This window comes from Paenibacillus sp. 32O-W (assembly GCF_007679495.1).
Taxonomy (GTDB): Bacteria; Bacillota; Bacilli; order Paenibacillales; family NBRC-103111; genus Paenibacillus_L; species Paenibacillus_L residui.
This window is the reverse complement of record NZ_VEGP01000001.1, coordinates 71,724-89,163: the sequence shown is the minus strand read 5'-3', so window position 1 is coordinate 89,163 and position 17,440 is coordinate 71,724. Positions and strand designations below refer to the sequence as shown.

Below are 17,440 nucleotides of genomic sequence, written 5' to 3'. Positions count from 1 at the left end.
TACTATATGAAGAAGGGCAAGGGGGAAGTGCCCGGATTTCCGTCTGAAACCAAGCAGTATAAACCAGAGCACAGGGTAATCTATGTCGGAACGGGCAAGAAGGTCTATCTTACCTTCGATACGGGCGGACCGCTCGGGGATGTGGATAAGATGCTGCAGACGCTCAAGGACAATGATGTTAAAGCGAATTATTTCCTGGCCGGCTATAATGTGAAGAAGCATCCGGATTTCCTTAAGAGGCTTGTAGAGGAAGGGCATTTGGTGGGCAATCATACGATGACTCACAAGGACCTGACCACCCTGACGGATGAGCAGGTGAAGCAGGACCTGGAGGAATATGAACGCATGTATGAGGAAATTACAGGTGAGCCGATTCCGCGCTTCTTTCGGTTCCCTTATGGAAAATATAGCTTGCATCTGCTGGATCTAGTTTCCGGGATGGATTATTCCTCGGTATTCTGGTCTACGGCAATGAGAGATTGGGAGCCCAGGGAGAATGGGGCAGAAGATCCGTATAACGACATAATGAATAATCTGCATGACGGCAATATTATTTTGATGCATCAAGGCTCCGAGGAAAATATTGAAGCGCTGGACCGCATTATTAAGGCCATCAAGGAAGAAGGCTACGAATTTGGGCTTCTGACCGATTTTGAGCAGTGAACCGCAGGCCGTACGCCGATAAACCCCTTACCTTCGGCGGGAACAGGATGATCCCGACAGTGTATTTGAGCGCTACAGACAAGGACGCTTTGGAAGTCACTTACATAGTCTATAAGGAAAGCAGCTAGTTATTTTACAGCAAAGGAAGCGTATAAATGTGCAGCGTGCCATAGCTATATTGGATTCTGGGGTGGGTGGATTGACTGTCGTCAAGGAAGTGATGAGACAGCTCCCAAGGGAAAAAATTATTTATTTCGGCGATACGGCCAGAACCCCTTACGGGCCCCGTTCACCAGAGGAAGTCTTAATGTTTACCCGGCAAATCGTTGATTATTTATTGCAATTCGGGCCGAAGATGATTGTCATTGCCTGTAACACAGCTACCGCTGTAGCGCTTCAGGAAGTCCGCAAATCCGTCTCTGTCCCAGTGGTAGGAGTCATACACCCGGGGGCTCGGACCGCGATCAAAACAACACGCACCGGGATAGTCGGGGTCATCGGAACCGAAGGAACGATTCGAAGCGGTGCTTATGAGCAAGCCCTTCAGGAAATTTCCCCGCAGACGGAAGTGTTAAGCTTGGCCTGCCCGACCTTCGTTACGTTAGTGGAACGGGGATTGTTCAACGGGGAAGAGGTGCGTAAGGAGATTGGATGCGTTCTGGAGTTATTCCGTAAGCAGCCTATGGATTGCCTCATTCTCGGATGCACTCATTACCCGTTCCTGGCCGACGTGATAGGAGAGGTTATGGGGCCGGAAGTATCCTTAATCAATTCCGCGGAAGAAACCGCCAGGGAAATAAGCACCATCTTGTCCCACAGCGGACAATTGGCTTTAACGGGTGAGCAGCCTATCCATCAATTTTTTTGCAGTGGGGACCCGAAGCTCTTTCAGAGGATTGCTCAAAGCTGGTTGGAGGAGCAAATTAAAGTCACACCCATTGTTTGGCAGGTTTCCCGACTCTATTAATTTAGATTCGGCATGAAGGATATAATTTCATCATATGTTTAGGGCATAGGCCATCTTCTGTGGAGGTGGGGTTTATGCCCTTTTCTTATGTCGTGCAAAAAGGAGATACGCTGTACCGGATAGGACGAAAATACGCGCTCTCGGTACCGGCTTTGCTTGCGGCCAACCCGCAATTATCGGAGCAGGACTACCTGGTTCCCGGGCAAGTCATCGTGATTCCAGACCGGACAACGAATCAGTACGTTATTCAGGCGGGAGATACCTTCTATTATATTGCCCGCCGGTTTAATATCGAGCTGAATGATCTGCTTGCGGCGAATCCGGGAATCAACCCGCGATATTTGCGCATCGGACAAACTATTGTACTGCCCCCTGGCCGTGGAATGTCCATTGTGAATACGAATGCGCCTTACGGTTATAGGGAAATGATGGAGGACTTGGAACTGCTGAAACAGAGGTATCCTTTCCTGGAAATCGTTGTGATCGGCTATAGTGTCATGGGAAAACCGATACCGGCCGTTAAAATTGGCGGGGGAACGAGAAGGGTGCACTATAACGGGTCCTTCCATGCCAATGAATGGATCACGACCCTGCTGCTGATGAAGTTTATCGAGGAATACAGCTCGGCATATGCCGCTGGAGGAAGGATCAGGGGGAGGGATGCCGCTGAATTGTACCGGCAGACTTCTCTCTGGATCGTGCCTATGGTTAACCCGGACGGGGTGGAGCTGGTTCAGGAAGGAGTCACCCCTCAGCATCCGTTCTACCGGGAGCTGCTGCAATGGAACGAAGGATCGTACGATTTCTCGGGCTGGAAGGCAAATATTCGCGGCGTGGACTTGAACGACCAGTATCCCGCGTTCTGGGAAGTGGAGAAGGAACGACGGGAAGTCCCCGGACCCGGGCCGAGAGATTATCCCGGAACGGCGCCGCTTACGGAGCCGGAGGCCATCGCTGTTGCCCAATTTACGAGGAATAACGATTTTCGTCTGGTCATCGCCTTCCATACCCAAGGAAGAGAAATCTACTGGAATTACCGCGACCTGGAGCCGCCTGAATCGGAGGGAATCGCCGAGCGGTTCGCACGTGTGAGCGGATACCGGCCGGTCAGGCTGACAGGAAGCGATGCGGGTTATAAAGACTGGTTCATTCTGGAGTTTCGGAGGCCCGGATTTACGGTAGAGGCCGGGCAAGGAACGAATCCGCTGCCCATCAGCCAATTCCCGCAAATCTATAACGATGTGATCGGGATCATGCTGGAAGGGCTTGTCGTGTAAGAGGGGCCGATCAAGGCCGAATGGTCACTTCAGTACGGATTCCGACCAGGCGGGCAAGCTCCAGCACATCCTTATTATGCATTCGGATGCAGCCTTTGGACACCTGCTGCCCAATGGAAGACGGCTGGTTCGTTCCATGAATGCCGTAATGGGGCTTCGACAATCCCAGCCAGAAAGCTCCGTACGGCCCTCCGGGATTCGCTTGCTTATTAATAATCGTGAAATGTCCGACTGGTGTAGCGGAGACGATTTTACCGATACCGACGGGAAATTCCCGGACGACTTGGTCATTCTCCAGCAAGTACAGCTTCCGGTCGGACAAATCAACAATGATGCGATAGGCCGGCACACGATCTCCTCCTTATCCTAATCAAGCAATCCTGTGCTTGTCATCAGTCTATGTTTGGAGGAGTGCCCGGGTGCATGGAATTACAGTTCAAGGGCGTGATATTCTTCGATATATCCACACGAAGCATAGACGCCATGCGGCCAGAAATAAATAGACAAACACAAGAGCAACAGGCGCAAAGGTAGTGAAAGCCGGTTTGTTATATAAAATCCAGCGCAGAGCTAACGCCAGAGGATGGGTAATGATCCACGCGCATGCGGTAACGATGGCCGCTTTGCCGTATCCGGAATAAGCGGTGCGGCGGTAAGCTCCTGTCCATAAAGCGATGACAGGCCATACCAATAGATAGGGCATCGCAACGATGACTACGTCCCAGAGAGACAAGCCCATCCTGTGCTCCAAACCTCCCAGCATTGTAAATAAGAGAAGAACGGCCCAATCTCCTGCCAGAAGCAAGAGAACAGCCGTCCTGGATCTTTTCTTAACGTGCTTCATGGTTTGCTTTCTCCTCTCGGGAGGCTGCCAATAAGACCGGCGAAGGCTCTGAGCGGGCTAAGAATCCGAATCTTGAATGCCTCCGCCTCGACGCAAGGTGATCAGTGACTTTAGCTTGGCAAACACCTCAACCGCTTTCCCCATTTCTTCCTCCGTCAATTCGCATAGATATTCACGGAACCAGGCACCTCTTGCTTCGCGAATTTGATTGACCGTTTCCCGCCCTTTCTCCGTAATGGAGAAGAGCACGACCCTCCGGTCTTGCTCTGAGCGCTCCCTCGTAATAAATCCCATATTGACCAGCTTGTCGGTCATCCCGGTTACGGCCCCGGAAGTGATTCCTATGTGACTAGCTATATCCGTAGCTTTGCAGTAAGGAATTCTGGATAGAAGAATCAGCAGAAAAATCTGCCCATCCGCCAATTGGACCTTTCCTTTGATTTGCCGGAGCTCGTGTCCGACAAGATGGACGAATTCACCGGCCAAGCCCTCCAATTGGTCCAGTAACTCATTCTTTCTAGAGTTGTGCTTGTCGTTGATCCGATGAGTCATAACTTCACTCCTTAACTGCCCGCTAATAATAAATCGATAAATGACTTGCGCATGGGACGATCCAATACAACCGTCGGAAGAAACGTTACCTCCGCAGCCGACCTGCCTCACGATTGCAGCCGGTAAAGTACTCGGCTAAATCATAAGGAAATTGCCATATGATGTCAAGTGATAGGATAGAAGCAATAAAGATGTCTAAACATTTCCGAGTATGGCACAATAGACATAGGAAGGAAATCCCGGCCAGGAGGGAAAATTCATGCGCAAGCTTCTGTCTCTAAAGCATTGGTCCCATGTCTTCCGAAAAGTATACCGTCTTCTTGCTGCCTCCCAGGTTCCCCTGAGGGTGAAGCTGCTCTTTCTCATCCCGGTATTGCTGTATTGGGTGCTGCCTGATGTACTCCCATTCATGCCGCTGGATGATATCGCCGTTACTATGCTGGCAGCGAACTGGTTCGCCGACCGAATAGGCAGCAAATATTTGGGCCCGGACAAGACGGAGTAATCATTGCCCTTACTCATATTCTTCTTCGGGGAGACGGATCCAGCTTTTTAAATAGCCCTGCTCATACAAAGCCTTAAGAGTAATAATAAGAATCGGCGACAGAATCAGGCCGGCCACGCCGAACAGAGACAAGGAGATAATCATAAAGGAAAGCATCGTGAAGGCTGATACTCCCAGCGTATCTCCGGTGATCTTGGGCTCCAGCAATTGCCGGACAATAATGACGGTGGCGAACAGGACCGTTAACCAAATCGCCATGGTCGTCTGGCCGACGATAAATAAATAAATGATCCAGGGGATGAAAACGGTCGATACGCCGAGCAGCGGCAGCAGATCAAAAATAGCCATCAACAGCGAAATCGAAAAGGCATTCTTCACTCCAAGCACGAGCAGGGCGGCGAAGATGACGATGAACGTGACCGAAATCATTTTGAGCTGGGCCTTTAAATAGCCGCCGATTCCGAGCAGAACGTTCTCCTTGATGAACTGGAAGGCCTTCTTGAAAGTTTTGGGTGTATGGGTTTGGGCAAGTCGTTTCCAGTTCTCGCTTTCAATGCTGAGAAAATAGGCCAGAATAATCCCGATCAGGAAATTGACGAGAAAGGTCGAGACGGAAGTCAACCCGGTGAACAGGGCATTTAAGAAGCCGGTAGCTAATTTACCTCCCCTTTCAATAATGGTCGAGGAGAATTCCTTGGCTCTCTCTATCCATTCCGGGGAGACATTGCTCAGCTTCTCCTGCCAGAAGTCTACGTTGTTAACGATTTGTTCCTGAAGGATACGCTGATAAACCGGAATTTTCTCTACAAGATTGTAAATTTGGCTCGTGAAGATCGCGCCGAGTCCGGTCAGGATGGCAAGAATGACGAGAATGAACACCAGGGTGGAGATGGTGGAAGCGATCGACTTTTTCACTCCCTTGCGGTGCAGGAACTTGGCCAACGGTTCAATAATGACATAGATTGCCAGAGCGAAAAAGATCGGAGTCGCAATTTTGTACAAATAGCTGAACAGGAGCATGAACAAGTAAATGGTAATGCCTATCAAGGCGATGTCAAAGATGGTTTTGTAATATTTTCGATAGAACGACTGCATGACAGTGCTTTCACCTCGTTATATTAAGGGTGTTAGATCCGGCAACAAGATACCATAATGTTATCATAGTCGAAAAAATCGATAGTTACCACATGGAAAGACATGATACAATAGCAGTATGGGCAATTAGGTTATAATTTAGTTACAGGCTAAATGAGAGGATGAAAACTATGAAATGTAAAATTACCCGCAATGCGGCTAAAAAAATTTTGCAAGAACTGAACAAGGAAGAGAACAAAGAGCTGAAACTGAGGGTCCTGGTTACTCACAAGCATGGAGACCACGCCCACTACGGCCTCGATTTGGACAAGCACGGGGATAATGATGAAATCATCATGACCGATAAAGAGATTGAGGTGCTGCTGGACCGAAACGAGCCGTTGCTGGATGGAGTAAAGATCGATTATTTGTATCTTCCTCAGGAAGGTTTCGTTATTACCAACCCGTCCAAAGGCAACCACGGAGATCACTAGCGCTTTAGGAGGTAGAGCCAGGGATGGCCAGGAACGATATTCGAATATGCGAGAAATGCAGACACACGAAAGTGAAGACGCTTGTCCCCAAGCTGGAGAAGCTTGCACCCGGTACGGAAATTAAAATCGGCTGCAAATCGTACTGCGGCCCGTGTATCCGGAACGCTTTTATTTTTGTCAACGGTCGCTACGTGACCGCTCCGACGGAGGATGAAGCGGTGGAGAAAGCGAAGAAGTACATCAGGACATAAACCGGGAGAGCCTTGCTGCACCCATTGAAAACCGCCCGAATCCGAAAGAACATACTTACGGAGACGGACGGTTTTTATTTATATATAAGAAAGTATAAGTTTTCATCTATACCGGTTCTTACCACATTAGAAAGTTTAAGTTCATTAAAGCATTAAAATGGAACAAACTTTCTAATTGGCATAAAAAGCTACCTTTAAAACCGGGTTATTCGTCTTCGAAGAGGCTCCGTTAGGAGCTTTTTTTATATTTCATCGGTAAACGCGCCCGTCCTAAGGACGGCGATAGCCGTTTATCCCTGATATTTGAGTTTTTATATGAATTCCATGGCAGTTATATGGGGTTAAGTGAAGCCTTCTATCCTATTTTCCGGTGTTTGCCGCTGCAAACTTTACAATGACGGCCAATTTCTACTATAGTTAGAGAAACTAACTTTAAAGACAGGGTCAGGAGGGAATTCCCGTGCAACGAATTACACGACTTATGAAATCTTGGATGCCGTTTGTTTTGCTACTGGGTATTATGCTGTTTGTCAGAACGAATGTGGGACAGGCTGCCTACATACCTTCGGAATCCATGCTGCCTACCCTCAATGTGCACGATATTCTAATCATTGACAAGACGGTCAAACCGGACAAGTTACAATTTGGAGACATAGTTGTCTTCTACCCGCCGGAAGAAGCTCAGCTCGACAAAAAGCTCATTAAGCGCCTGATCGGCTTGCCGGGAGACACTATAGAAATAACGGAAGGAAAGCTATATCGCAACGGGGTAAAGGTAGAAGAGAGCTACATTAAGGAATCGATGCAGTATTATTTCGGCCCGGTAACTGTTCCGGATGAGCATTATTTATTCCTGGGCGACAACCGGAATGAGAGTCTGGATTCTCATCTGTGGTCGAACCCGTTTGTGGAGAGCAAACGAATTATAGGCAGGGCGGTTTTTCGGATCTTTCCTTTCGACCAAATCGAATCGATTCATTAGCCGGATTATTGTTAGGGAGGCCGTGATAACTCCCCGGTGCAAAATTCAACCGGTGTGCTGACGGCGGATAGACGTATCTATGATCATTATCAGCCTATTTTTGGTAGAAAATAGATTCCTGTCTACCAAAAACTAGTTATAGGTCCAACCCTAAAACAGAGTCAACTCATAAGATAAACCAATTCCATAGGGAGGTGTCTTCATTGAGTTGTCTCATAGTCCGCAAGAAAAAGTCCGTTAGACTATGTCCGTCGTCAAAGGGAGTTTCCGGCGTTAGTGAAAAAAAGGCTGAAAAATTGCGCGAGCTGCGCAAATTACGCGCGGAAATAGCTGCACTCCGCAGACTGCGGAGGCGGCGCGGCCTGCAAGGTCCTCCGGGTCCGCAAGGTCCGCAAGGTCCAATCGGTCCGCAAGGCCCCGCTGGTCCGCAGGGCCCGCAGGGAGTTCCGGGGACCCCGGGAGCACCCAGTACGAACGGTTTGTCGGCCTTTGCCCATTTCTTCAGAACTTCCACTCTTATCGATATCATCGGACCAGGGGCTGCGGTTCCGTTCAACAATACAGGAGCTGTCGGAGGAACGGCTATCACACTCGCCACTCCAACCGACATCGTTATCTCTGAACCGGGCAGCTATCGTGTCACCTTCATTGTGAATACCGCGGGAGTATCGTTGTTGGGATCGTTCTCTCTAGAACTGGATGGTGCTCCGGTTCCTTCTCCGGCCGCAGTATTTACTCTGGTTTCCGCAGGACTGCCTGTTTTGGGAGACGTCATTGTCAATGTTCCGGCAGGAACCCACATACTTCAGCTTGTGAACACAGGCCTTCTGGGAGTATCCTTGGTAGCGCTGAGTGCGATCAGCGCAAACATCGTCATCGAGAAGCTGACTCCTTAATTCGGAATGAACTCCCACAAGATTCAAGAATAAGAGAATATTGAAGATTGCTTCGATCATAACTCCACTACTAAGTAGTGGGGTTATTTCTCTTAATTGCAATATATGTTAGAAGGGAGAAATGGTGTCCGCGAAAGTGCGATTTCTTCGAAAATCCACTGCTGCTGAGCGGCCCGTTTAATAGATTCATTCGTCATATTTCCGCGCAACCCAACATATTTTTCATTGGAAGCTTAATTCGTTCCAGCATGAAGGAGGCGGAAGATAGGATGGAAGATATTCTGGCGGCGGATCGTTCAACGGATGTGCTGTTCGAACACCGTTTTTGGCTGCAGGTGCTGGGGGATCATGCACGCTTCATCTACGATTCCCTTACGGCGGAGGAAGGGAAGGCTCTAGGTGCTGCAAAGTATTTTATCAAGACGTTCGACGAACTGCTTAAGCAAGCCCGATCCAACCTGAATGCGAATGACATCATGAAGCTTAACCAGACAGCTTATTGGAGAGCCTGCGAGCTCCGTGCTTTCAAGTTGAATTTGCTGGAAAGAATGTTGATGCATGATATCCGGTTTCACTTGCCTCCAACCTTCGTCAATCATATGGTTAATGAATTAGAGGAATACTTGCGGATTCTGCAGGCGATTATGACTACTGGGAAAGTTCCCGCTTTCCATCCGGTGCATCTTCATCAGCTTTGGCTTGTGGATGCGGTAGGGCATGCCGAATCGATTAAAAGCTCCGTGGATATGGTGGAAAAACGGTTGATTGCCAAAAGCGGCGCCTTCGCCCATCATTTCTCGGATCTCTACAGCAAAGCAGTAGAGATGGCCGGCTATTTGCGTACCAATTTGCGAAGATATCCGGCATTAAGCCGATTTAACAAAGAAGTCGAACTGGAGATGACATTGTTCCGCGAGTTTCTTCAGGAACTGGAGGAGATGGGTCTCAATGCGGAGCTCCTTGGAACGCTGCAGCCGCTAATGGCGGATCATATGGCGCGGGAGGAATGCTATTATCTGATTAAACTTGCCCAGGTTTCCGAAACGAAGTCTCCTGCCTGTGATCCTACGAAACCTAGAGTAGAGTAATCGTTAAAATAACCCCGCTCTTCTCCCATATGCTATACTTTTCCTTGAGAGAACAAGCTGCGCAGGACTGGCGGACAGTTCGATAGGAAAGGAATGGCAATGAAAGAAAAAATACTTATTGTGGACGATGAACCCGAAATCGTCGATTTTATACGCGATGCGCTTCTGGATGACGGTTATGAGGTTGCGGCCGCTTATAACGGAGAGCAGGTATTCGAGCGGCTTGCGGCCCGGCCGGATTTAATCATTCTGGATGTGATGATGCCCGGTATGAACGGATGGGAAGTATGTCATGCCATTCGTGGAAGAGTATCGTGCCCGATCCTGTTCCTGAGTGCCCGACATGGCGAGGAGGACCGGATTAGAGGGCTGATGGTCGGCGGGGACGATTATATGGTCAAGCCTTTCAGCATCAAGGAGATGAAAGCCCGCATCAAGGCTCACTTACGCCGTGAGCAAAGAAATCGTACAGACAGGAGCCGCCTCATTCTTCATGACGGTGAGCTGGCCCTCGATACGGAAAGCTATGAGCTGTATATTCGAGACCAGCGGATTTCACTGACCGTTCGTGAATTCGAAATCGTCCAATTCCTGCTTATGCACCCCCATCAGGTGTTTTCCCGCGAGCAAATCTATGAAAAAGTATGGGGGCTGAACGCGGAAGGAGATTCTTCGACCATTACCGAGCATATTAAAAAAATCAGGGCGAAGCTGGCCGAAGCCGATCCGGATAGAACTTACATCAGTACCGTATGGGGAATCGGCTACCGATGGGGGAGAGGCTGATCATCATGAACAAATTTACGTTCCGCAGCCAATTCACCATTGCCTTGATCCTCACCCTGATATTGAGCATTATCTGTACCGTGGCGGTATGGGGGGGGGGAGTCTCAAATTTCTTATCCACATGACCAATGTTATGAGTTTGTCGAACAAAAATATCGAGAATTTCCCGGAGGTCTTCCGCGTCGGTTTTGTTATCTTGTTTGTACTGGGGAATATGGCGGCTCCCTTCGTATTTATCCTTCTGTTCACCCTTCTTTTTGCCCGAAGAATAGGTAAGCGGCTGGTCCCTCCGATCGTTCAGTTAATAAACGGAGCTGGCCGAATCCAGAGGAACGAGCTGGATTTCACCTTGTCCGTAACGGGAGGATCCAAGGAATTAGTGCAGCTGACGGAAGCCTTCGAGGAAATGAGAAGCTCCCTTCATCAATCCCTGTCCGCCCAGTGGAAGATGGAGCAGGAACGCCGGGATATGGTGGCTGCTATTGCGCATGATTTGCGCACCCCCCTGACGATTATACAGGGACACGTGGACAATTTGCTGGAGAATAAAGCTAAGCAGGCCGAACGTCTGGACAGCTACCTGCTGACGATTCGCAAAAATACGGACCGGGCGGTTCGCTTGCTGGACGATATGGACATCGTCTCGGAAATCGATCAGCCGGATTTTTCTTTGTCGGTTCGTTCGCTGGACGTGGTTGTTTTTTGCCGGGAAAAGGCGGAGGAATACCGGACCATTTGCTCTGCCAAATCATTGCATTTCCAAGCAGAAATACAAGTCGCGGACGGGTGCGACGGTTGGTTCAGAGCTGACGGGCTCCGATTGGAGCAAATGCTGGATAATGTCATCAGCAACAGCATTCGTCTTACTCCGGAAGGAGGGAAGATTGAATGGCGCGTGGAAATCGGTCCGGAATCCGTCGTTCTGGAGGTGAGCGATACCGGCCCGGGCTTCGCCGAGGCCGATCTGCTCCATATGTTCGAGAAGTTTTATCAAGGGGACGCATCCCGTTCCATTCACAAAGGTCATGCGGGGTTAGGATTATATATCGTGAAGACGCTGGCGGAGAAGCACGGAGGGAGTGTATCCGCTGGAAACCGCCCGGGAGGGGGAGCTTATGTGCAAATCCGGATCAGCGCGCAGACGTAATCCCTTTTTTTCGTAGCGGAGAAAGGGAGCGATAGGTAGCTATCCTCCAGACCCATTCCAGAGGGCCCATCCGGAATTTGCGAAGCCATAGAGCGCTCAGCACCATTTGCAAGAGAAATACGGCTATCGCCAGCAGCGATCCCGCCAATGGCCCTGCCTGCCCGTACAGTCCCAGGCCATAATGGTAAAAAATCAGCGTACAGAGGACGGATTGCAAAATATAATTCGTGAACGCCATACGGCCGACATTGGCCAGCGGTCTTAGCGCTCTTTGCCATGACGGCTTCTGTATAAGTAGCGCGAGTCCTGTAATATAGAACAGGCCGATGGACGGATTACCGATCAAATAGCGGATCACGTCCAGTCTATTGATCCATCCGCCGGCATTCGTTCCGACAGTCTGCTCCAGAACAATGGGGAGGAGTGTGGATACAAACCCGAAGCTTCCTGTCCAGATGCAGATTCGAATAAGGACAGACCGATTGCCCGATAGATTATGAAATAACTTCCTTTTGGCGATATAGGATCCCATCAGAAACAATCCGAGGATTTGCGGATAGAAAGCAATTTGATTCAATGCGCTGGCATACCAATCCGACACTCTCTGCCGCTGAATTTCCCCAAAAGTTCCGCCGCCATAAATCGCTTGATCCCTCTCAATCCATTGCAGGACAAGCTGTTTAAATTCCGGGCTTAGCCGGGGGGTGGCTCCGGCGTTCCCTCCGCTAAACAGCATCAGCGCGGGAATCAGCATTAGGAAGCTGACAGACCAGACCAGCAAGGTTTTAGGCTTGCATTTGTGGAACAGCAGCAGAATGAATCCCAACAAGGCGTAATGAACGAGAATATCTCCGAACCAGATAAACCATCCGTGAATAAGTCCGAAGATCAATAACGCCAGCAGTCTCCGCAAATATAACGGGACAAATCTTCTGCCCTTCTCCAAGGCACGGTCTTTAAAAAGAATCATGCCGTATCCGAACAAGAAGGAGAAGATGGCGATGAATTTACCGTCAACCATTATACTAAGGATCGACTTGGCCGCCTGGTTCCAGAAGTCCGGCCAGAGGTTGATCTGGAATTGAATCGCCTGCAGGGAGCTGCTGTAGAACGTCATATTGACCAGCAGGATGCCGAGTATAGCCAATCCTCGGGCGATATCCAGCAGTTGGATTCGTTCGTTGGCTGCAACGGGTTGCATAGAAATCATCCTTCCATATTAATGATTTGCATGCCGGAGAGGGCTCCGGCCGCAAATTCATTGTAAGGACCATTTCTAAAGAATCTATAAAGAAAAGCTTCAATCAGACTTCTTTATAGCGAAAATAGGTCAGGCCGGACAGGAAAAAGAGAACGAACCCGCCGACGATGACGAAGAGCAGCGTTTCCAGCGATACATTGAACGCCCCATACTTGTCCGGGGAGACCGACAGCATCGATAAGACCGGCTGGGCCCACGGATAGTACGGTCCATAGGTTGAGGATTTCACGATAAGCATATTCGGAATCGTGAAAATCACATTGATCGCCAGCGGAGCCGCAAAGCTTGCCCAGGCAGTCGATACGAACATTTGCAAGGCGGCGAGAGGCAGTGTAGCCACCCATCCTGCAAAAATGCCGGGACCTATCAACTCCCAAGGAAAAGCCTCTCCAATCCCGCGCGCATACCCGGCGGCCAGCAGCACGAGAAGATATAAGAGCTGCGTAAGAGCCAGCAGCAGGATCACCACGAAGAATTTGGCCGTATATAGCGTGCCTCGGGACAAGGGAAGGGTGAGAAGCTGCTTCCAGCCGCCGGCAGCGTGCTCGTAACGGCATACGAAGGCGGCAAAGACACCCGTCAATAATGGAAGAAACATAAAAGCATGCAGACTGGCTGTCATCGTAAACAAGTACAGCCAAGGAGGCAGCGTTTCATCTAAAGGAAGTAACAATCCGGTGAAAGCCGATATGGCGGGACTGATAAAAATAAGCAGCCATATGTTCGATTTGCGCATTTTCAGCCATTCCGAGCTAAGCACCTTCAGAAAGGTCCTCATCATTAATTCACATCCCGTCTAGCAAAATGGATTGAACCGAGAAGAAAGATCATCAAGCCGACAGCCAGGCCTGTAATTACCGAATATTCGGGAATATTTGCTTTGTTTTCCAACAGAGGCAGCTTCCACATAAACCAGTCCGGAAAGGAAAAAGCCCATGGGGACAGAATTGCACCCGCTATGCCGAACGTTAACGGAAAGGCTTGATTTTTCATGATTACCGACAACCAAAGCTGCAGAGCCAATATCGGAAAGGCGGCAATAAACGGGTAGAAGCTGATCTTGGCTACATCCAGAATGGGGATATCCATTCCGAATTTCAAAAGCAGGCCGAGCCCGATTGTCCCTATGGCGAGAAGTACGCAGGAAACGAACAGCAGAGCGATACACAGCGTAAATTTGGCGCTAAACACCGAGAACCGTGAAATCGGCAGTGCCAGAAGCTGTTTCCATGAACTCATCTGATGCTCAATGTTGGCAATCATCGAGGCCAAAATCGTCATTCCCAGCAGCAAAGTAACGGGGAGCAGATGTTGTATGTCGGTAAGAAATCCTCCCCAAAGATCGGACGCATGAATTTTGGTCAAGTAATCATAACGCAGGCCGTAATTAGCGGCTTGCAGGGCTATGACCCCGAACGGGCCGAGGAAAATCAGAAACCAGATCGCTTTTCTGCGGATTTTGAGAAAATCGGCCGCCAAGACCCGTCTCATCATAAGCTGTTCCCCTCCCCGACCATTTCGAGGAAAATGTCTTCGAGAGATCGTTTCTGTTCCTCTACCCGGTATATCGAATGACGGGCAAGCACCAGCAGTTCGACAACCTCGGCCACTTTGCTCTCCGGTATACTGTCAAGCAGCAGCGCTCCTTCCTGCAATTCGACATGACACCCCGTCGAGGCTATAATCCGCCGTCCGTGCTCCGGATCGGATAGGACTATGCGGATCTTGCTTTTGGTCCGTTTCCGAAGATTGTCGATGCTATCCTCGAACAGCATGGAACCGTTGCGGATAATACCGACCCGGTTAGCCATTTGCTCTACTTCGCTCAACAGGTGACTGGACACGAGAACGGTAATCCCGTGTTCTCCCGGCATTTTTTTAATGAGCTCACGGACTTCGAGTATGCCTGCGGGGTCCAGGCCGTTGGTCGGCTCGTCCAGAATAAGAAGCTCCGGGTTACCGAGCAGTGCCGCAGCGATGCCAAGCCGCTGCTTCATCCCTAACGAGAATCCTTTGACCGGACGTTTGGCTTCCTGTTGAAGCCGGACAATGGACAGCACTTCGTCGATCCGTGTCTTCGGTACATCCAGGATCCGGCGTAAGGCCTCCAAATTTTCGTAGGCGGACAAATGCCCGTAGTAAGACGGATATTCGACTAAAGAACCGATTTTACGAAGAATGGACAGCTTTTCCTTGCGCAAGTCCTTGCCGAATATTCTGATGGACCCGTGAGAGGGCTTGATTAATCCAAGCAGCATGCGGATGGTAGTCGTTTTGCCCGCTCCGTTCGGACCGAGGAAGCCGTAGATGTCGCCTTTGTTGATTTTTAGGCTGACCTGGTCTACGGCTTTTTTCGACGGGTAGTGCTTGGACAGGTTATAAGTTTGGATAACGAAATCACTCATTGTGCTCACCTCGACCTTAATCTTAACGGCCGAAGGTTAAAGTCAGGGGGGTCTGTTGTTTAAATTTCGTTTAAAAAAATGAGGTGAACTAACGAAAAGACAAAGGGGGGGGAGCCGAAGCGGCTCCGGGAAAAGCGGATATGGAGCGAAGGGTTATATATTCCGTTTGGGATACAGTGAAATAACGGTACCCTCCGATGAACTGGAGACGTCCCAATTCAAGTTCATCTCCTTGACCATGATCGAGACGATCGTCAGGCCGATTCCGGCGCCTTTGTGCCCGGATGCCGCCCTCATTCCGGGGCCTCTATCTGCAATGACGATAGCTGTAGCCCCGTTCCTTACTTCTGCGCGTATACCGACATATTGCCCTGTTCCGGCATGTCGGACAACGTTCTGGAGCAGATTATCCAGAATGCGGATGAACCACTGAGGATCGACCATCCATATCGCGGCCTTGTCCGGCAGATCGACTTCCACCTGGATCTGCTCCTTCTCAAAGACCGGATACCAGGATGCTATGGAAGTACGGGTCAGGCGGATTACGTCGCTTTCTTCCATTTGCAGCGGGTACTTCCCGGCGGACAGGAGGGTGTAGGACATTAGATTTTCAATCAACTGCGCCAAATATTCAGTTTTCTCTTCAATGAGGGCAAGCGATTGTCTGCCGGATTCCGTCAACGTCTCCTTGTGCAAGGAATAGGCATGCCCCCGGATCGTCGTCAGCGGGGTTCGGATGTCATGCGATAAGTTGGCGATGAGCTGCTTGCGCAGTTCTTCTTCCTCCTGTTCCCGCTGCCGGCCGCTCGTTAGTTGTCCGATCATATGATTAAACGAATGCTCCAGTTGGCTGATTTCATCCTTCTTGTCCACTTCAACGGGCCGGGGTATGCCGGCATCGTCAGGGAGGGTCATCGCTTCCTGAAGCCGGATTAGCCGTCTGCGGATTTTGTAGAAGAACAGCCAGGATGCAAACAGGAAGAAGACGAAGATGGAGCATACAATCGCGTACAGAATACGGTTGTCCAGTGTGGCCAGCCATTCTGTTCGCATCAATGAACGCGGAATCTGAATGACCATGAAACCTTGATTCGAGTCCCGGCCGAGCAGTGAGACAACGGTGAACGGATCGGCTTCAATCCCTCTGTTGTCCTTCATGAACCGTATAATCTCCCCCGGCATCCATCGTTTCGGAAGGCCTTCCTGTTCGGGAAGCATCAGCTTCGTCTCGCCCGCGGCATCGACCCAGAACATAGAGGCGAGAGGATATTGCTCCTTCAGTTCTTGCAGCCGCTGACCGATAGCCGCCTCCGACTGCCCGTCAAGCTGTGCGGCTTCGTTATGCCACATTTGCTCGATGGTTTGTCCATTTTCATAAATATTGTCGGGAGAGGACGGTTGGGTAAAAAGCTGCGGCGAGTAGTAAAGAAGGCCGGCGAGCGGGACGAGAACCGGCCACATGCACAAGGCGATCAGCACGATCAGCAAATACCGGGCTAACAGAGAATGACGGAATTTCATGATCTTACCCGGTATCCGATGCCCCGAATCGTCTCAATGATTTCCGGGTTGCCGGGATCCCGCTCGATTTTTTCGCGCAGATAGCGAATGTGCACCATTAATGTTTTATCCCCTTCCAGATAGGGCTCCCCCCATACCGACTCATATATTTGCTCTTTGGTCAGAACTTGATTAGGGTGACGCAGTAAATAGGTGAAGATTTGAAATTGTTTGCCGGTTAGTACGATGTCTCCCCCGGTCCGTGTATCCAGAAACCGGTTTTCTTCCGGATAGATATGGAGATGGCCGAGCTGGAGGAAGGAGGGGGTCATTTTGCCATAACGCCTAAGCAGCACTTCTATTCTAGCGGCCAGCTCATCGGGATGGAACGGCTTGGTCACATAGTCGTCCGCGAACTGCAACCCCTGCAGCTTATCCTCGATCGAGGACCGCGCCGAAATCATCAGGACAGGCGTATCGGGATACTCCTTCTTCAATCTTTGGCCGATGGAGAAGCCATCGAGCCCGGGAAGCATGACATCCAGCAGGACGAGGTCCGTATCCGGCATGTGATTCGCCGCTTGTTCTCCGGAAGTCAGCCAGATCACCCGGAAGCCGCGATCTGTCAAATCATCGCTAACCCACCTGCCGATTTCCTGGTCATCTTCGAGAAATAAAACCTGTTTGCTCATCTTCTATCAGGCCCTTTCCATGCATCTGTTAAAATTATAGCATGTTCCGATAACCG

Annotated in this window: 21 protein-coding genes; 11 read left to right on the top strand and 10 right to left on the bottom strand. The window is 50.0% G+C overall.

Annotated elements, in window-relative coordinates; genetic code table 11:
* Positions 1–6: 6 nt before the first annotated feature.
* The 3 genes from FS806_RS00405 (at position 7) to FS806_RS00395 (ending at position 2,907) form a co-directional block, all read left to right on the top strand.
* Positions 7–663 carry a polysaccharide deacetylase family protein gene (locus FS806_RS00405; RefSeq protein ID WP_260981918.1) on the top strand — a complete coding sequence of 219 codons (657 nt, stop codon included), beginning with the start codon at positions 7–9 and terminating at the stop codon, positions 661–663.
* Between the two features lie 157 nt (positions 664–820).
* The gene (gene racE, locus FS806_RS00400) at positions 821–1,630 is read left to right on the top strand and encodes a glutamate racemase (protein ID WP_144932038.1); all 810 of its coding nucleotides are present in this window, start codon (positions 821–823) and stop codon (positions 1,628–1,630) included.
* A 74-nt stretch (positions 1,631–1,704) separates the two neighbouring features.
* Positions 1,705–2,907, top strand: a complete 1,203-nt coding sequence (locus tag FS806_RS00395) for a M14 family metallopeptidase (RefSeq protein ID WP_144932036.1) — start codon at positions 1,705–1,707, stop codon at positions 2,905–2,907.
* 10 nt (positions 2,908–2,917) lie between these two features.
* Here FS806_RS00395 and FS806_RS00390 read toward each other — a convergent pair whose 3' ends face one another.
* The 3 genes from FS806_RS00390 to FS806_RS00380 all read right to left on the bottom strand — a co-directional run bounded on the left by FS806_RS00390 (position 2,918) and on the right by FS806_RS00380 (position 4,303).
* Positions 2,918–3,256, bottom strand: a complete 339-nt coding sequence (locus FS806_RS00390; protein ID WP_144932034.1) for a L,D-transpeptidase — start codon at positions 3,254–3,256, stop codon at positions 2,918–2,920.
* A gap of 87 nt (positions 3,257–3,343) precedes the next feature.
* Positions 3,344–3,751, bottom strand: coding sequence for a DUF3054 domain-containing protein (locus tag FS806_RS00385; protein WP_144932032.1), 408 nt, complete (start codon positions 3,749–3,751; stop codon positions 3,344–3,346).
* 57 nt (positions 3,752–3,808) lie between these two features.
* Positions 3,809–4,303, bottom strand: coding sequence for a MarR family winged helix-turn-helix transcriptional regulator (locus tag FS806_RS00380; RefSeq protein ID WP_144932030.1), 495 nt, complete (start codon positions 4,301–4,303; stop codon positions 3,809–3,811).
* 259 nt (positions 4,304–4,562) lie between these two features.
* On the opposite strand from FS806_RS00380, the gene FS806_RS00375 reads away from it, so the two are divergent.
* Positions 4,563–4,808 carry a hypothetical protein gene (locus FS806_RS00375; protein WP_144932028.1) on the top strand — a complete coding sequence of 82 codons (246 nt, stop codon included), beginning with the start codon at positions 4,563–4,565 and terminating at the stop codon, positions 4,806–4,808.
* 9 nt (positions 4,809–4,817) lie between these two features.
* On the opposite strand, the gene ytvI is transcribed toward FS806_RS00375, so the two are convergent.
* On the bottom strand, positions 4,818–5,903 hold the full coding sequence (gene ytvI / locus FS806_RS00370) for a sporulation integral membrane protein YtvI (protein WP_144932026.1): 1,086 nt from the start codon (positions 5,901–5,903) through the stop codon (positions 4,818–4,820).
* Positions 5,904–6,073: 170 nt separating this feature from the next.
* On the opposite strand from ytvI, the gene FS806_RS00365 reads away from it, so the two are divergent.
* From FS806_RS00365 to FS806_RS00330, 7 genes are all read left to right on the top strand, one after another.
* The gene (locus FS806_RS00365) at positions 6,074–6,376 is read left to right on the top strand and encodes a HesB/IscA family protein (RefSeq protein WP_144932024.1); all 303 of its coding nucleotides are present in this window, start codon (positions 6,074–6,076) and stop codon (positions 6,374–6,376) included.
* A 23-nt stretch (positions 6,377–6,399) separates the two neighbouring features.
* Complete coding sequence (locus tag FS806_RS00360) at positions 6,400–6,627, top strand: YuzB family protein (protein WP_144932022.1); 228 nt, start codon at positions 6,400–6,402, stop codon at positions 6,625–6,627.
* Between the two features lie 481 nt (positions 6,628–7,108).
* A complete protein-coding gene (gene lepB, locus FS806_RS00355; protein ID WP_260981917.1) occupies positions 7,109–7,609 on the top strand; it encodes a signal peptidase I in 501 nt (166 codons plus the stop codon).
* Between the two features lie 203 nt (positions 7,610–7,812).
* Positions 7,813–8,505 (top strand): BclA C-terminal domain-containing protein, encoded by a 693-nt coding sequence (locus FS806_RS25560; protein WP_186328134.1) that lies wholly within the window; start codon positions 7,813–7,815, stop codon positions 8,503–8,505.
* 269 nt (positions 8,506–8,774) lie between these two features.
* A complete protein-coding gene (locus FS806_RS00340; protein ID WP_144932016.1) occupies positions 8,775–9,593 on the top strand; it encodes a DUF2935 domain-containing protein in 819 nt (272 codons plus the stop codon).
* Positions 9,594–9,692: 99 nt separating this feature from the next.
* Positions 9,693–10,379 (top strand): response regulator transcription factor, encoded by a 687-nt coding sequence (locus FS806_RS00335; protein WP_144932014.1) that lies wholly within the window; start codon positions 9,693–9,695, stop codon positions 10,377–10,379.
* A 133-nt stretch (positions 10,380–10,512) separates the two neighbouring features.
* The gene (locus tag FS806_RS00330; RefSeq protein ID WP_186328133.1) at positions 10,513–11,526 is read left to right on the top strand and encodes a sensor histidine kinase; all 1,014 of its coding nucleotides are present in this window, start codon (positions 10,513–10,515) and stop codon (positions 11,524–11,526) included.
* On the opposite strand, the gene FS806_RS00325 is transcribed toward FS806_RS00330, so the two are convergent.
* The 6 genes from FS806_RS00325 to FS806_RS00300 all read right to left on the bottom strand — a co-directional run bounded on the left by FS806_RS00325 (position 11,510) and on the right by FS806_RS00300 (position 17,384).
* Complete coding sequence (locus FS806_RS00325) at positions 11,510–12,727, bottom strand: DUF418 domain-containing protein (protein WP_144932010.1); 1,218 nt, start codon at positions 12,725–12,727, stop codon at positions 11,510–11,512. The two genes, FS806_RS00330 and FS806_RS00325, sit on opposite strands and share 17 nt — an antisense overlap.
* Positions 12,728–12,830: 103 nt before the next feature.
* Entirely contained in the window at positions 12,831–13,565 is a 735-nt protein-coding gene (locus FS806_RS00320; RefSeq protein ID WP_144932242.1) for an ABC transporter permease, read from the bottom strand.
* Between the two features lie 2 nt (positions 13,566–13,567).
* Positions 13,568–14,281, bottom strand: a complete 714-nt coding sequence (locus FS806_RS00315) for an ABC transporter permease (RefSeq protein ID WP_144932008.1) — start codon at positions 14,279–14,281, stop codon at positions 13,568–13,570.
* Positions 14,278–15,192 carry an ABC transporter ATP-binding protein gene (locus tag FS806_RS00310; protein ID WP_144932006.1) on the bottom strand — a complete coding sequence of 305 codons (915 nt, stop codon included), beginning with the start codon at positions 15,190–15,192 and terminating at the stop codon, positions 14,278–14,280. Before FS806_RS00310 ends, FS806_RS00315 begins: the two co-directional genes overlap by 4 nt.
* A gap of 153 nt (positions 15,193–15,345) precedes the next feature.
* Complete coding sequence (locus FS806_RS00305; protein ID WP_144932004.1) at positions 15,346–16,713, bottom strand: HAMP domain-containing sensor histidine kinase; 1,368 nt, start codon at positions 16,711–16,713, stop codon at positions 15,346–15,348.
* A complete protein-coding gene (locus FS806_RS00300; RefSeq protein WP_144932002.1) occupies positions 16,710–17,384 on the bottom strand; it encodes a response regulator transcription factor in 675 nt (224 codons plus the stop codon). The genes FS806_RS00305 and FS806_RS00300 overlap by 4 nt, the downstream gene beginning before the upstream one ends.
* Between the last annotated feature and the right edge of the window lie 56 nt (positions 17,385–17,440).

Coding starts and splice junctions, on each gene's coding strand:
- FS806_RS00300 (WP_144932002.1), bottom strand. CDS start 17,384: ATGAGCAAACAGGTTTTATTTCTCGAAGATGACCAGGAAATCGGCAGG.
- FS806_RS00380 (WP_144932030.1), bottom strand. CDS start 4,303: ATGACTCATCGGATCAACGACAAGCACAACTCTAGAAAGAATGAGTTA.
- ytvI (WP_144932026.1), bottom strand. CDS start 5,903: ATGCAGTCGTTCTATCGAAAATATTACAAAACCATCTTTGACATCGCC.
- FS806_RS00325 (WP_144932010.1), bottom strand. CDS start 12,727: ATGCAACCCGTTGCAGCCAACGAACGAATCCAACTGCTGGATATCGCC.
- lepB (WP_260981917.1), top strand. CDS start 7,109: ATGAAATCTTGGATGCCGTTTGTTTTGCTACTGGGTATTATGCTGTTT.
- FS806_RS00330 (WP_186328133.1), top strand. CDS start 10,513: ATGAGTTTGTCGAACAAAAATATCGAGAATTTCCCGGAGGTCTTCCGC.
- FS806_RS00360 (WP_144932022.1), top strand. CDS start 6,400: ATGGCCAGGAACGATATTCGAATATGCGAGAAATGCAGACACACGAAA.
- FS806_RS00340 (WP_144932016.1), top strand. CDS start 8,775: ATGGAAGATATTCTGGCGGCGGATCGTTCAACGGATGTGCTGTTCGAA.
- FS806_RS00405 (WP_260981918.1), top strand. CDS start 7: ATGAAGAAGGGCAAGGGGGAAGTGCCCGGATTTCCGTCTGAAACCAAG.
- FS806_RS00375 (WP_144932028.1), top strand. CDS start 4,563: ATGCGCAAGCTTCTGTCTCTAAAGCATTGGTCCCATGTCTTCCGAAAA.
- FS806_RS00385 (WP_144932032.1), bottom strand. CDS start 3,751: ATGAAGCACGTTAAGAAAAGATCCAGGACGGCTGTTCTCTTGCTTCTG.
- FS806_RS00310 (WP_144932006.1), bottom strand. CDS start 15,192: ATGAGTGATTTCGTTATCCAAACTTATAACCTGTCCAAGCACTACCCG.
- FS806_RS00305 (WP_144932004.1), bottom strand. CDS start 16,713: ATGAAATTCCGTCATTCTCTGTTAGCCCGGTATTTGCTGATCGTGCTG.
- FS806_RS00315 (WP_144932008.1), bottom strand. CDS start 14,281: ATGATGAGACGGGTCTTGGCGGCCGATTTTCTCAAAATCCGCAGAAAA.
- FS806_RS00320 (WP_144932242.1), bottom strand. CDS start 13,565: ATGAGGACCTTTCTGAAGGTGCTTAGCTCGGAATGGCTGAAAATGCGC.
- FS806_RS00335 (WP_144932014.1), top strand. CDS start 9,693: ATGAAAGAAAAAATACTTATTGTGGACGATGAACCCGAAATCGTCGAT.
- FS806_RS00365 (WP_144932024.1), top strand. CDS start 6,074: ATGAAATGTAAAATTACCCGCAATGCGGCTAAAAAAATTTTGCAAGAA.
- FS806_RS00395 (WP_144932036.1), top strand. CDS start 1,705: ATGCCCTTTTCTTATGTCGTGCAAAAAGGAGATACGCTGTACCGGATA.